This is a genomic window from Polyangium fumosum (genome assembly GCF_005144585.1).
GTDB lineage: Bacteria > Myxococcota_A > Polyangia > Polyangiales > Polyangiaceae > Polyangium > Polyangium fumosum.
Window position 1 is genome coordinate 44,826 of record NZ_SSMQ01000081.1, and the last position, 12,172, is coordinate 56,997.

Below are 12,172 nucleotides of genomic sequence, written 5' to 3' on the forward strand. Positions count from 1 at the left end.
TCCAAACACCGGACCCGCCGTGATAGGGGACATCATGACGACCGACGAAAAGGTGACCTTGAGCGAGGAGAAAGAGACCCTCCTCATCACGGTGTACGGCAAGGCGGAGGAGAGCCGCCTGCCCGATTCCCTTCTGCGGGATCGCTTCGCCGCGGACGCGATCCGGCGGATCAACTACGATTTCTCGAAGCTGAAGGTCCGCCGGGACGACATGATCTCCCTGGCGATACGCGCGCACCTCCTGGATGGCTGGACGCGCGAATTCATCACCCGCCACCCCGACGCCACCGTGCTGCATCTCGGCTGCGGGCTCGACAGCCGCGTGTTCCGGGTCGATCCGCCCGCGACCGTCCGCTGGTTCGACGTCGACTATCCGGAGGTCATCGCGCTGCGCCGTCGCCTCTATCCGGAGCGCGCCGGGTATACCCTCCTCGGCTCGTCGCTCACGGCCCCGCAATGGCTCGACGAGGTGCCGGCGGATCGCCCGGTGATGATCGTCGCCGAGGGGGTCCTCCCGTATCTCCGCGAGGACGAGGTGCCCCGCCTCTTTGGTCGTCTCACGGCGCATTTCCCGGCGGGCGAATGTGCGTTCGACTGTTACAGCCGCTTCGGCGTGCGGCTCCTCCGTCGCCACCATTCGATCAAGGCGACCGGCGCGTCCGTGCACTGGGGCCTCGACGCTCCCCACGAGCTCGAAGTTCAGGTCCCGAAGCTCGTGTTCCTGACGGAGGTCTCGAGCCACGATCCGGCGCAGCTCGCCAGGATGTCGAGGGTGGCGCGCCTGAGCTACCGCGTCTTCATGGCGATTCCGGCGCTCAAGAAGGCCGGGCGGATCGTGCGTTACCGGTTTTGAGGGACCTCGCGGCGCGCCCCCGGGACGCCGACGAGCACGTCGACGAGGGCCGCGACCATCGGGTGATGTGGCGGGTTTGCTTCGAGCCAGAAGAACTCGCCGGCGGGGTTCACTTCGAGCAGCACGTATTCGCCCTCCGGCGTCACGATGAAATCGGCCGCGCCGTATTGCATCCCCACGGCCTCCTGGTACCGGCCGAGCGCGTCCTCGACGTGCTTCGGCAGGTCGTGGTGGCGCCACGCATCGATCATCGCGAGGCCCTTGTTGCGCCAGTCCACGTCGGCCCCCTCGAATCGCTGCGAGTCGATGCGCGCGGCGAAGACCTTCGTGCCGAACACGGTCGCGCGCACCTCGTACGCTTTTTCGACGCGCTCCTGGAAGTACATCGGGCAAAGGCGGAGTTGTTCGAGTCGGTCCATCGTCTCGGGGCGCACCTCGGTCGTCATCATCACCTGGAGCTTGCCGTCGTCCTTCACGAACGGCTCCGCGCTCAGCAATTTCACGATGGCGCCCTTGGGGCAGCTCGACAGGAAGGCGCGCGCCTTGGCCGGATCGTTCGTGCCGAGCGTGCGGGGCGTTCGAATGCCCGCCTCCCGAAAGATGCGCTGGTGCAGCGGCTTGTGGTCGCTCGCCCGGACCCGCGCGAAGGCGTCCACCTTGAATGCGGGGCAGGCGGCGAGCACGCCCTGGAGGAACCGCTCCGACTCCGCGAGGGCCATCCGCTGGTGGCCCGGGTGCATCTTCTCCGGAAAACCGACGGGCTTGTGATAACGGCGCCCCCAGATCGCGTCGTCTTTGCCGATCGCGTGACCATTCCACAGGAACGACTCGCCCTCCGGCTCCTGGTGGAACGAGATCGTCGCCTTCACCGGGAAATCGTTCAGGTGGAAGACGACGGGCTCGGCGCCGCGGCCGCGAATTTCTTCGGCCACGCGCTCGATGAAAGGAGGGGCGTCGTTCTGGTGCGTGAGAATGAGGACGTTCATGGTTCGTCGCCTTCCCGGAGGAGGGTTTCTGCGATCGATGCGGCGATCGGGAGCCCAAGCTCGGCTTCGAGCATCCCCCACTCGCCGGTGGGGTTCACTTCGAGGAAGACCGTCTCGCCGTCCGGCGTGACGATCAAATCGAGGCAGCCCTGCCGGAGCCCGAGGCGCCTCATGAGGTTGTTTAGGTTCGCTTTCGTCGCCCTATCGAGGACGTGCGGCTTCCAGGAACCTGCCTGGGAGAAGCGCCAATCGGCGCCACACGCTTTCCCGTCGAGGGCGCCGGTCCAGGCCGCCCCGCCCGCCCAGGCGACGCGCAGCTCCAGGGCCTTCGGGATCTCCTCCTGGAAGATCATCGGCCCCCGTCGCAATGCGTCGAGCTGCGTGAGGTCCTTGGGACGCAAACGACGTGTCGGGAACGCGCGCCCCCCTCGCATTCCGTAGTCGAGCGGCGCGTGCAATTTGCACACGACACGCCCCGCGTGCGCCTCGAAGAGCGCGCGCACCGCATCCGGATCCGAGGTGAACCGCGTGTCGGGGATGCGGAGCCCGCATTCCCGCGCGAGCCGGAGCTGGAGCAGCTTGTTCTCCGCGGCGTGCACGCGCTCGGGCGCGTCGACCCAAAGGCCTTCGAGGAGGGCGAGCGCCCCGAAAAAGAGGGCGTGCGCCTCCCGGTTGACGGTCTCCTTCTCCGCCGCCGCCATTCCTTTCGCCTCGATGCGCGGCCATGCGCGCCAGAGCCAGATGGCATCCGGCCGCACACGCTCGCCGCGGACCCAGACCGTACCGGGGTCTTCGGCGGCGAGCGAGGCGCCGAACGTCCCCTCCTCGAAGAGGCGATCGGTATCGAGGCGATAGGGGCGCGCGCCGCGGAGGCGGAGCTCCTCCGCGACACGCTCGGTGACGAAGGGCTCTCTCGCGTGGGAGAGCAAAAGAACGACCCGTGAAGCCATGGGCGTCACCCGATCAAAGCAAACGAGGTCGTCGCGTTGCGATGTTCACGCGGGTCCATGGCTCCTCGGGATCGTTCGCCTGTCAGAAGTAATCGCAGGAAGGCTTGTACGTGTAACAATCGTCCGCGTCGGACGGGTACTTCTTGGTGCACTCGCTGTCGAGGCAATGGTACGTCGGGGCAGGATTGGTGCCGCCGCTCGTGTTCATCTCGGTCGACTGCGTCTGCTCGTCGTCGACCAGCAGGTGCGCGAAGAGCGGGGTCATGTTTTCTTCGTCGTTCGGCAGGGACATGGGGGTTCTCCTTGGATTCGGTGAGCGTCGAATCTCTCGACATCCAGCCTTACGCGCCTGCCTGCTCGGGTTGGACAGGTCCTCGATTTTTTTCAACGATAGCCAGCCGCCTGGAGACGGAAGAGAGCCGCATAACGTCCCTCCGCGCCGAGGAGCGCGTCGTGGTCGCCACGCTCGGCGACGCGCCCGCCGTCCATCACGAGGATCTCGTCGGCGAGGCGGACCGTGGAGAATCGATGGGACACGAGGATCGCCATGCGCCCCTCCGTCTCGGAGCGGACCCGCGCGAAGAGCGCGGCCTCCGCGGCGGGATCGATGGCGGCGGTCGGCTCGTCGAAGAGGAGCAGGTCCGCTTGTTCGCGGAGGAAGGCCCGCGCGAGGGCGAGCTTTTGCCATTCGCCGCCGGAGAGCTCGACGCCGCCGGGGAACCATTTGCCGAGCCGCTGATCGAGTCCCTGCGCGAGCTTTTTGACGATCGGGCCGGCCTCGCTGCGCGCGAGCGCGCGCCTGATCCCCTCGTCCGGCACGGCATCCTCGGCGGCGCGCGGGGCCACATTGTCGCGGACCGGGAGCTGGTACCGGACGAAGTCCTGGAACACCACGGCGAGCCGCGCGCGGAGGGCCTCGGGATCCCAGGCGGCGAGATCCCGCCCGTCGAGGAAAATGCGCCCCTCGGTGGGCTCGTAAAGGCCGGCGACGAGCTTCAGGATCGTCGATTTCCCGGAGCCATTCTCGCCGACGAGCGCGAGCTTTTTCCCCGGGGCGAGGAAAAGGTCGACGCCCAGGAGCGCAGGGCGCTTCGCGCCCGGGTACGTGAAGCCGACGTTCTCGAAGCGCAGGCCTCGTTCGTCCCGCGCGCGGGCTGCGGGGAGGAGCGGTCTTTTCGGAGGGACCGGCAGATCGAGAAACCCATAAAGGTTCCCGAGGTACTGCTGGTCCATGTAGAGCCCTCGCAAGCCCCCGAGCGCCTGCTTCAGCGCGCCGTCCCCCTGCTTGAACGTGACGAGCGCGAGGCCGAGATCCCCGACGGTGAGCGCTCCTGCGAGGGCTCGAACCGCCACGGAGACGTAGACCGCATAAAAGAGAGCAAGCGCGACGAGGTCCGCGCCGAGGCCCACGAGGAGCCGCCTTCGCGCGAGCGCCTGATCCTCCTCGAACACGAGCGAAAAGACCCGCCGCGCGCGTTCGAGGAACGTCGGTCCCGTGCCGAAGAGGCGCACCTCCTTGGCATGGTCGTCGCGGGTGAGCACCTGCTCCAGATAGGCTTGCTCCCGCGCCTCGGTGGCCCGTCGATTCTGGAGGCGGAAGATCGCGGTCGCGAAGCGGGTCTCCGTGAAAAAGCTCGGCAACGCGGCGAGGAGGATCGCGAGCGCGCAGAGCGGCGAGAATCGAAAGAGGAGCGCCGCGGAGCCCGCGAGGACCGCGAAGGCTTGGACCATCGCGAAAAAGCCGGCGAGCAGCGCGACCGGACGACCGACGGCCTCGCGCCGCGCCCGCGTGAGCGCGTCGTAAAAGCCTGCGTCCTCGAAGCAGGCATAAGGAACGGCGATCGCCTTTTCGAGGATCGCCCGCTGAAGGAGAAAGCCGAGCGTGAGGCGCAGGCGCGCGGTCGCGAACTGGTTCAGGCCTCCGGCGACGTACGTGAGGAAGAGGAGCACCGCCTCCGCGACGATACCGACGAGCACGACCTGCCTTTCGCCGCGGGCGACGCCGTCGAGGACACGCCGGGCGTACCAGGCCATGCCGGTCGGCGCGGCGCCGGCGAGGAGGGCGGCGAGGACCATGGACGCGAGGGCGAAGGGGCTCGCGCGCCACGCGAGCGCGATCGTGCGTGAAAGCCGGGATCGAAGGGAGGAAGTGGGGGGCTCGGGCACGGGGGCGAGGACCTCGAAATCGAGAACACGAGGCCTTACGCCGCGAGCCGCGAGGATTGGACACAGGACCTCGACAGCCACGATGCCCGGAGCGGTTCGTGGTAACGTCGGCGACATGCGTAGGCGAACTTGTGTTGTTTCGTGGATGGGGGTCGTCGCGCTCGCGGCTGCGATGGGCTGCGGCGGGACAGTCAAGGACGTGGATGCCACATCGGCGGGCCCTGGCGGGGCTGGCGGGGCTGGCGGAGGCGGGAGTGGCGGGGCCGGGGCAGGGGGGAGCGGGGGAGGGGACGGACCGGTATGTGATTTCTTCCTCCCCGTGGGAGCGCCGGTGGTCCTCGATCCTCCGCTGGACCAGTCCGCGCTTTCGCCGAAGCTCGTGCGATCAGGCCTCGACCCGAAGACCGCGGTGCTCGCCTTCATGGGCGTGCCGGTGAACGGGCCTGCGGGCGCTTTGAATGACATTCACCTCCGCTTTCTTCTGGACCCGTGGAGCACGTGGCCGCCGGTCGAGGGGTCGAATCACGTGCTGGCCGACGCGCAAGGGCCCTTCGTGGTATCGGAAGGCGCGGCCATGGAGGTTGCGTTGCTCCGCGACACGGGCACAGGTCCGATGCCGTATACGGTCGTGCCCGCCCAGCTCATGATTCCCAAATCCGCAAACCTCCCGCCGGACGCGACCCACGCGGCGCTCCTGCGAATGCACCCCGGGGGGCACGTCCTCGGATACGGGCGCCCCCACGCCGGGAACACGATCGAGCTCCTCGTCGGATTCGGTCGCTACAGTGGAAAGCTGCCGAGCGTGGAGGGATTCACGCCCGTCGGTTGCACGAAAGACGAAGTGCTGATGGACGCCGTCCCCACGGAGAAAGGCACGCTCGTCGCCTTCGCGAGCAATGACGATCCGGCGAGCGCTTCCGGCTGCACGGGCTCGCTCTCGAACGCAAAACAAGTCGTCATCGCCCGCGTCATCGATGGCAGCGCGGTCGTCGCCGAGCTCGCCGCGTCGACCCCCGACGGTCCGTCGGAGATCCAGGGGCTCGGCATGGCAGGCCGCAGCGACGGCGCGTGGGTGGCCTTTGGGCGCGCGGGATGGATCGAAGCGACGGCCACGATCCAGGCGCAGCGGCTCGACGCGGCAGGGGCCTTCGTGGGAGAGCCGTTTTTCTTGGCGGGGTCGAGTGATCTCAATCCGGCGACGCTTGGCGTCGGCCGCCTGAACGACGATCTCGTCGTCGCGTGGTCCACCGGCGCAGAGACCTCCACGCGGATCGAGGTGCGGCGCCTCTCCACGTGGAGCACGGGCAACCCCGAGGCGACGATCGAAGAAACGCAGAGCGTGTCCCAGCCGATCGCCGTCCTCGGCTCCCCCACGGCGGACGCCGTGCTCGTCGCGTATTCGGTCGTCTCGGAGGTGGATCAGACCTCGCGCATCCACCTCCAGCGGTTCGATTGTGGGGTCGACCTCTGAGCTTGCTCCCGGTCCCCGCGATTTTTTTCGTATCCCCCTCCTCGGCGGTCGTTGTATGAGTCCCAATGGGCGCGGTGCTCCCTGCCGCGCCGTCGAGGGACAGCCGCCATGAATTCGTTCAATTTCACGCAAGCCGACGGCTCGTCACGGGCCGTCGTTGGATATCGGTATGCGCCGCCCAAGGCCGCCGCGAAGCGTTACGTCGCCGGTCGTGGCAATGTCTCGCGGCTCCCCCCCAAGGTCGACCTGCGGCCTTTCATGTCGCCGATCGAGGACCAGAGCGACACGAATAGCTGCGCCGCCAACGCGACGGCGGGCGCCTACGAGTACCTCGTCAAGCGCCACCTCGGCGAAGACGCCTACGACGTCAGCCGCCTCTTCATCTATTACAACGGCCGCTACGTCGACGAGCCCGAGAACATCGAGGACGAGGGCAGCTACCTGCAATCCGTCATCGCGGGCCTCAAGGAGTACGGCGCGTGTTCGGAAGAGACCTGGACCTTCGACCCGGAGGCCGTCAACGAAGAGCCCTCGGAGGAAGCCTATGAGGAGGCCAAGCAGTTCCTCATCGAGGACACCGAGCTCGTCCCGACGGACCTGGAGGCCTGGAAGACGGCGATCGCGGAGGGCCACCCGATCATCTTCGGGGTCAAGCTCTTCTCCTCGTTCGACAAGCACAAGAAGGCGGGCCTCGTGCCGGTCCCGACCCCGCGCGAGACGGGGCGCGAGAGCCACGGCGGCCACGCGATGCTCTGCGTCGGCTACTCGGATCCGGACCAGGTCTTCATCGTCCGCAACTCCTGGGGGCCGGAGTGGGGCGACAAGGGATATTGCTACATCCCTTATCGGTACCTCATGAACGAGGACTACAACTTCGGCGATTCGTGGATCATCAAGCGCATCGACGTGCTCCCGCCCGATGAGGAGACGTGGTCCGAGGATGACGAGTCCGTGCTGGAAGACGTCGCCGGCGTCCTTGCCCAGCTCGACGAGGAGGAATACACGGGGCTGCTCGATCGAATGGGCGATGTCCCGCTCGACGTGCGGCTCTCGCTCCTGTTCTTGCGCGCGGCGGGCGCGGACGGGGACCTCGCGGATAGCGAGATTCAGGCCACGGCCGAGCACATCCTGCCCGTGCTGGAGCAGCTCGGCTCGCGGCAAAGCGCGGAGAAGGTGCTCCGCAATGCGCTGCGCCGCCTCGACGACGAGCGGCTCGTCGAGGAGACCGTCGAGATCCTCGGCGAGGTGTTCTCGCAGGAAGTCCTCGCCTCGATTGCGTCCGAGCTCCAGGAGATCGTCGGCTCGGACGACGACGTCTCCGAGGAGGAGCAGGCCTTCGTCGATTCCGTCGTCGAGCACTGGCAGATCGAGCCCGCGGGGGACGAGGGCGACGAGGACGAAGAAGAAGAGGAAGACGACGAGGACGAGGAAGGCGAGGACGAAGAAGAAGAGGAAGACGACGAGGAAGGCGAGGACGAAGAAGAAGAAGAGGACGAGGGCGACGAGGACGAAGAAGAAGAAGAGGACGAGGGCGACGAGGACGAAGAAGAAGAGGACGAGGGCGACGAGGACGAAGAAGAGGAAGACGAGTAGCCACCTCTGAAGCCCCCTCCAGAAAAGTGAACGCCTCGTTCACTTTTCGCCTGCCCATCCTTGACGTCTCTCTAAAGTGAACGTACGGTTCACTTTAGAGAGACGACGTGGCAAGACATCTCAACGAACAGGTGCGCGAGCGGGTCTTTCGCGCGGCCGAGGAGGTGTTTGCCCAGGCCGGGTACCAGGGCGCGACGATGGCGGCCATCGCCACGCGCGCCGGGGTCTCGACGGGCAACATCTATCGGTATTTCGAGCACAAGGACGCGCTGTTCTACGCGGTGCTCCCGGATGAATTCGCGGCGCGGTTCCTCCGGCTCACGCGCAGACGCGTGCAAGCGCTCGTGCGCGCGCCCGCGCCCACGGAGCTCGACGCGGGCGCGGAGGAGCGCGGCGAGGAGCTGCTCCGTTTCTGGATCGAGCATCGATGGAAGATCATCACGCTCCTCGATCGGGCCCAGGGATCCCGGCACGAGGGGTTCGCCGAGGCGTTCGTGCGGGAGCTCATGCGCCCCTCGCTCGCCAGGCTCCGCAAAGACGCGCCGCAAAGGCGCGTGAGCCCCGTCGCGCGTTTCGTCCTCCAAACGATCTTCCGCAACACGGTCCGTACGATCGTGTCGATCCTCGAATCCCACGAGGACGAGGCGCAGATCCGCAAGGCCTTTCAAGGGTTCTGGAGTTATCAGCTCGCCGGTTTGTCCGGCTTCGCCAAATGGGTGCAGTCATGAGCCAAGATCTCTGGGAGCTCGACGCGGTCGGGCAGGCAGCCCTCGTGCAATCCGGCGAGGTGAGCGCGCTCGACCTCGTGGACGCGGCCATCGCGCGTATCGAGACACTCGAACCCGTGGTCCATGCGATTGCGAGCGTGGACTTCGACGCGGCCCGGGCGAAAGCCCGATCGCGGCCGACCGGCCCCCTCGGCGGCGTGCCGTTCCTCCTCAAGGACCTGCTCGCGTATCCCGGGCACAAGCTCACGATGGGCTCGCGGCTCTTCCGCGATCACGTCGCGCCGGCCGGGTCGCCTTATACCGAGCGGTTCGACGCCGCGGGGCTCGTCACGCTCGGAAAAACCACGACGAGCGAGTTTGGCCTCCTCGGCAGCACGGAGACGCTCCTCGCCGGGATCACCCGCAATCCGTGGAACCTCGCGAAATCGGCGACGGGCTCGTCCGGCGGCGCCGCGGCCGCGGTCGCGTGCGGCATGGTGCCGATGGCGCATGCGAGCGACGGCGGAGGATCGATTCGCATCCCCGCGTCCGCGTGTGGCCTCTTTGGCTTCAAGCCGGGGCGCAGGCGGTGCGTGTCCACGGGGTACGCCGACGCCTTCGAGCTCCTCATCGAGCATTGCGTGAGCCGGAGCGTGCGCGACAGCGCGCTCTTGTTGTCATTGACGGAGGACCCGGGCGCCAAACCCGCGGTCGGATACGTGGATCGCCCCCTCGATCGAACCTTGCGTATCGGCGTGTACACGACGACGCTCCGCGGCCGGGCGCCCGATCCCGACGTGATGCATTCGCTCGCGCAGGCGATGCGGCTCTGCGCCGACCTCGGGCACGAGGTGGTGGAAGCGCCGCCGCCGCCCGTCGACGGCGCGTCGCTCTCCGACGCGTTTTTCACGCTGCCCGGCAGCGGAATGCACGACCTCGCCCGCACCATGGAGAGCATGCTCGGTCGACCCGTCGGCGAGGACGACCTCGAGCCCTTCACCCTCGCGCTGATCCACCATGTTCGCAGCTTGCCCGAGGGCGCCCGCGCGCGCGCGGAGGCCGCGTTTGCCCACGCGTCCGCGCAAATGCTCTCCTACATGGCGAGCTACGACGTTCTCCTGTGCCCGACCCTCCCCGTGGCGCCGTACGACCTCGGCACGCTCGCGCCGGGGCTCGATCGCGAGCTGCTCGTTCGCCGCACGGAGGTGCTCGCGGGGTACACGCCCATCTACAGCATCGCGGGTGTGCCGGCCATGTCCGTGCCGCTCGGCTCCTCGGAATCGGGTTTGCCGGTCGGCAGCCATTTTGCAGCGAAGCTCGGACAGGAGGCGACCCTGCTCGGCCTCGCCTATCAGCTCGAAGAGGCCGCTCCGTGGCGGCACCGCTGGCCCGCGGTGACGCGCGCCGCGCGGGAGGGAAGCGTATCCTCGCGACCGTGCTAGGGTAGCGCCCATCATGCCGCCTGCCGAGTTCGAACCGCCGATCACCGCGCCTTCCGACATCGTGGAAGTGGTGCGGCGGCAGGGGTTTGCCGTCGCGAGCTCGTCCTTCCTTCATGGCCTCACCGGCGCGCCGCGCGTGGACTTCTCCGCGCTCGCCGCGGAATGGGACGACATGCCGCTCGACCCGTACCTCAAGGACGGCGGGCGTTACCGGCGGCGCCGGCATGCATCGTTTCTCGTCGACGAAGCTTCCTGCCAGCTCGTCCCGCACCGCGCGCACTTTCAGCCCCTGCAATACAATGCGCTCCACGGCGGCATGGAGCGCTGGTTCGAGCCGATGCGGCAAACCCTGATCGGGCAGCCGTTCTGGTCGACCTTGCTCACGGGCCTCGGGCGGCTCTGCTCCGACATCACGCGCCCGGCGCCCTGGTACGTCGAGGCACACCAGTTTCGCATTGACACGAGCGAGGGAATCGGGCGGCCCACGCCGGAGGGGGCGCATCGCGACGGCGTCGACTTCGTCGCGTTGTTCCTCATCGAGCGCCAGGGGATTCGCGGCGGCGAGACCCGCGTCTTCGACGCGCGGGGCCCGCAGGGGATCCGCTTCACGCTCACCGAGCCCTGGTCGTTCCTCTTGCTCGACGACGAACGCGTGATCCACGAGTCCACGCCGATCCAGCCGCTCCTCGGCGGAGAATCGGGGGCGCTGCCGTACGGACATCGCGATACGCTGGTCCTCACGTACCGCAGGAATGGGTTTCAGGACCGGTGAACCTGCGCGCGCCTCTTGACAGGGGCGGCCATATTCGATTCTCTTGGGTTCATGGGCGCGGGTCACGCAACGGGAGATCTACCGGCGGCTTATGCGCTGCACCTGGTCGATCTCGCGGCGCGGTGGGGCGTCGCGCCCGACGAGCTGCTCTCCGGGCTCGGGCTCACGCGTGAATCCTTGACGAACCCGGCGGCCCGGATTTCTCTGGAGACCACGGGCACGCTCGTCAAGCGCGCGATGAAGCTCACCGGGGAGCCGGGGCTCGCGTTTTTCATGGGCCTCCAGATGCGCCTCTCGTCGCACGGGTATCTCGGCTTCGCGGCCATGACGGCCGGGACGATCCGCCAGGCGATCGAGCTTGCCATTCGTTTCGTGCCGACACGAACGACGGCGCTCGCGTTTCACCTGCACGTCGAGGGGGAGACGGCGTCCCTCGTCTTCGAGGAGCGCGCGCCCCTCGGCGAGGCGCGGGAGTTCATCCTCGGCGCGCTCATGATGGGCATTGCCCGGATTGGCCGGGACATCACGAAAAAGGAGCTCGTGGGGGACGCGGACCTCGCGTTCGAGGCGCCTCCCCATTTCGAGCGGTTCGCGCACCTCGCGCCGGGCAAGGTTCGTTTTGGGCAGCCCTCGAACCGCATCATTTTCGCCTCCTCGGTGCTCGACTTGCCCCTCGACATGGCCGATCCCGTGGCGATGCAGCTCGCGCGCGAGCAATGCGAGCGGGAAATGCAGGCCCTCGGCCAGGACGATCGGACGGCGGCCAAGGTCCGCGAGCTCTTGCCGCTTTCGGAAGGGTATCGCTCGCTCGAAGAGATCGCGCAGCACCTCGGCGTCTCGCCGCGCACGTTGAAACGGCGCCTCGCGGACGCGGCCACTTCCTATTCCGACATCCTCGACGAGCTGCGGCAGGAGCGCGCCATGCTCCTCCTCCGGGACGAGAGCCTCTCGCGCGAGCAAATCGCCGAGCGGCTCGGCTACTCCGACGCGGCGAACTTCGCGCGCGCCTTCCGGCGCTGGACGGGCCGAACCCCCGGCATGCTCCGCAAACCCTGACCTTTAGAGCGCCGAACGGTTCGGCGCTCTGCGAGATCGCGAAGCGAGCTCGCCTCGGGGAACAGTTCTGGTCCTTCTGACCCGGGGTCGCCAACCCCGCGGATCTTGGCTGGATTGCGACGGATGGAGAGGGCCTCCGCCGCGAGCGTGGTGCCCTTTCCGCCGCCCTTTCCTTC

The 12,172-nt window shown here is 67.6% G+C and carries 11 protein-coding genes; 7 read left to right on the forward strand and 4 right to left on the reverse strand.

The features are described 5' to 3' along the window. Nucleotides 1–34: 34 nt before the first annotated feature. Nucleotides 35–853: a class I SAM-dependent methyltransferase gene (locus E8A74_RS44230; RefSeq protein WP_136935192.1), complete on the forward strand. Its 819-nt coding sequence runs from the start codon at nucleotides 35–37 to the stop codon at nucleotides 851–853. Here the strand turns inward: E8A74_RS44230 and E8A74_RS44235 are convergent. The 4 genes from E8A74_RS44235 to E8A74_RS44250 form a co-directional block, all read right to left on the reverse strand. After that, entirely contained in the window at nucleotides 841–1,839 is a 999-nt protein-coding gene (locus E8A74_RS44235) for an MvdC/MvdD family ATP grasp protein (protein ID WP_136935193.1), read from the reverse strand. The genes E8A74_RS44230 and E8A74_RS44235 overlap by 13 nt on opposite strands. Further along, nucleotides 1,836–2,789, reverse strand: coding sequence for an MvdC/MvdD family ATP grasp protein (locus E8A74_RS44240; protein WP_136935194.1), 954 nt, complete (start codon nucleotides 2,787–2,789; stop codon nucleotides 1,836–1,838). The genes E8A74_RS44235 and E8A74_RS44240 overlap by 4 nt, the downstream gene beginning before the upstream one ends. Nucleotides 2,790–2,871: 82 nt before the next feature. Beyond that, nucleotides 2,872–3,081, reverse strand: coding sequence for a microviridin/marinostatin family tricyclic proteinase inhibitor (locus E8A74_RS44245; protein WP_136935195.1), 210 nt, complete (start codon nucleotides 3,079–3,081; stop codon nucleotides 2,872–2,874). 92 nt (nucleotides 3,082–3,173) lie between these two features. Beyond that, nucleotides 3,174–4,955, reverse strand: a complete 1,782-nt coding sequence (locus E8A74_RS44250; RefSeq protein ID WP_170229848.1) for an ABC transporter ATP-binding protein — start codon at nucleotides 4,953–4,955, stop codon at nucleotides 3,174–3,176. A gap of 331 nt (nucleotides 4,956–5,286) precedes the next feature. Between E8A74_RS44250 and E8A74_RS44255 the strand changes: the two genes are divergently transcribed. From E8A74_RS44255 to E8A74_RS44280, 6 genes are all read left to right on the forward strand, one after another. After that, complete coding sequence (locus E8A74_RS44255) at nucleotides 5,287–6,426, forward strand: hypothetical protein (protein WP_170229849.1); 1,140 nt, start codon at nucleotides 5,287–5,289, stop codon at nucleotides 6,424–6,426. 108 nt (nucleotides 6,427–6,534) lie between these two features. Then, nucleotides 6,535–8,019, forward strand: a complete 1,485-nt coding sequence (locus E8A74_RS44260; RefSeq protein ID WP_136935198.1) for a C1 family peptidase — start codon at nucleotides 6,535–6,537, stop codon at nucleotides 8,017–8,019. A 107-nt stretch (nucleotides 8,020–8,126) separates the two neighbouring features. After that, the gene (locus E8A74_RS44265; RefSeq protein WP_136935199.1) at nucleotides 8,127–8,747 is read left to right on the forward strand and encodes a TetR/AcrR family transcriptional regulator; all 621 of its coding nucleotides are present in this window, start codon (nucleotides 8,127–8,129) and stop codon (nucleotides 8,745–8,747) included. Then, on the forward strand, nucleotides 8,744–10,168 hold the full coding sequence (locus tag E8A74_RS44270) for an amidase (protein WP_232380017.1): 1,425 nt from the start codon (nucleotides 8,744–8,746) through the stop codon (nucleotides 10,166–10,168). Before E8A74_RS44265 ends, E8A74_RS44270 begins: the two co-directional genes overlap by 4 nt. 13 nt (nucleotides 10,169–10,181) lie before the next feature. Further along, nucleotides 10,182–10,940 (forward strand): 2OG-Fe dioxygenase family protein, encoded by a 759-nt coding sequence (locus E8A74_RS44275; protein ID WP_136935201.1) that lies wholly within the window; start codon nucleotides 10,182–10,184, stop codon nucleotides 10,938–10,940. 51 nt (nucleotides 10,941–10,991) lie between these two features. Beyond that, nucleotides 10,992–11,996 carry an AraC family transcriptional regulator gene (locus tag E8A74_RS44280; RefSeq protein WP_136935202.1) on the forward strand — a complete coding sequence of 335 codons (1,005 nt, stop codon included), beginning with the start codon at nucleotides 10,992–10,994 and terminating at the stop codon, nucleotides 11,994–11,996. The last annotated feature ends 176 nt before the right edge of the window (nucleotides 11,997–12,172 follow it).

What these genes read in the sequence shown, in the direction of transcription:
- E8A74_RS44230 (WP_136935192.1), top strand. Translation starts at nt 35, where the DNA reads ATGACGACCGACGAAAAGGTGACCTTGAGCGAGGAGAAAGAGACCCTC.
- E8A74_RS44235 (WP_136935193.1), bottom strand. Translation starts at nt 1,839, where the DNA reads ATGAACGTCCTCATTCTCACGCACCAGAACGACGCCCCTCCTTTCATC.
- E8A74_RS44240 (WP_136935194.1), bottom strand. Translation starts at nt 2,789, where the DNA reads ATGGCTTCACGGGTCGTTCTTTTGCTCTCCCACGCGAGAGAGCCCTTC.
- E8A74_RS44245 (WP_136935195.1), bottom strand. Translation starts at nt 3,081, where the DNA reads ATGTCCCTGCCGAACGACGAAGAAAACATGACCCCGCTCTTCGCGCAC.
- E8A74_RS44260 (WP_136935198.1), top strand. Translation starts at nt 6,535, where the DNA reads ATGAATTCGTTCAATTTCACGCAAGCCGACGGCTCGTCACGGGCCGTC.
- E8A74_RS44270 (WP_232380017.1), top strand. Translation starts at nt 8,744, where the DNA reads ATGAGCCAAGATCTCTGGGAGCTCGACGCGGTCGGGCAGGCAGCCCTC.
- E8A74_RS44275 (WP_136935201.1), top strand. Translation starts at nt 10,182, where the DNA reads ATGCCGCCTGCCGAGTTCGAACCGCCGATCACCGCGCCTTCCGACATC.
- E8A74_RS44280 (WP_136935202.1), top strand. Translation starts at nt 10,992, where the DNA reads ATGGGCGCGGGTCACGCAACGGGAGATCTACCGGCGGCTTATGCGCTG.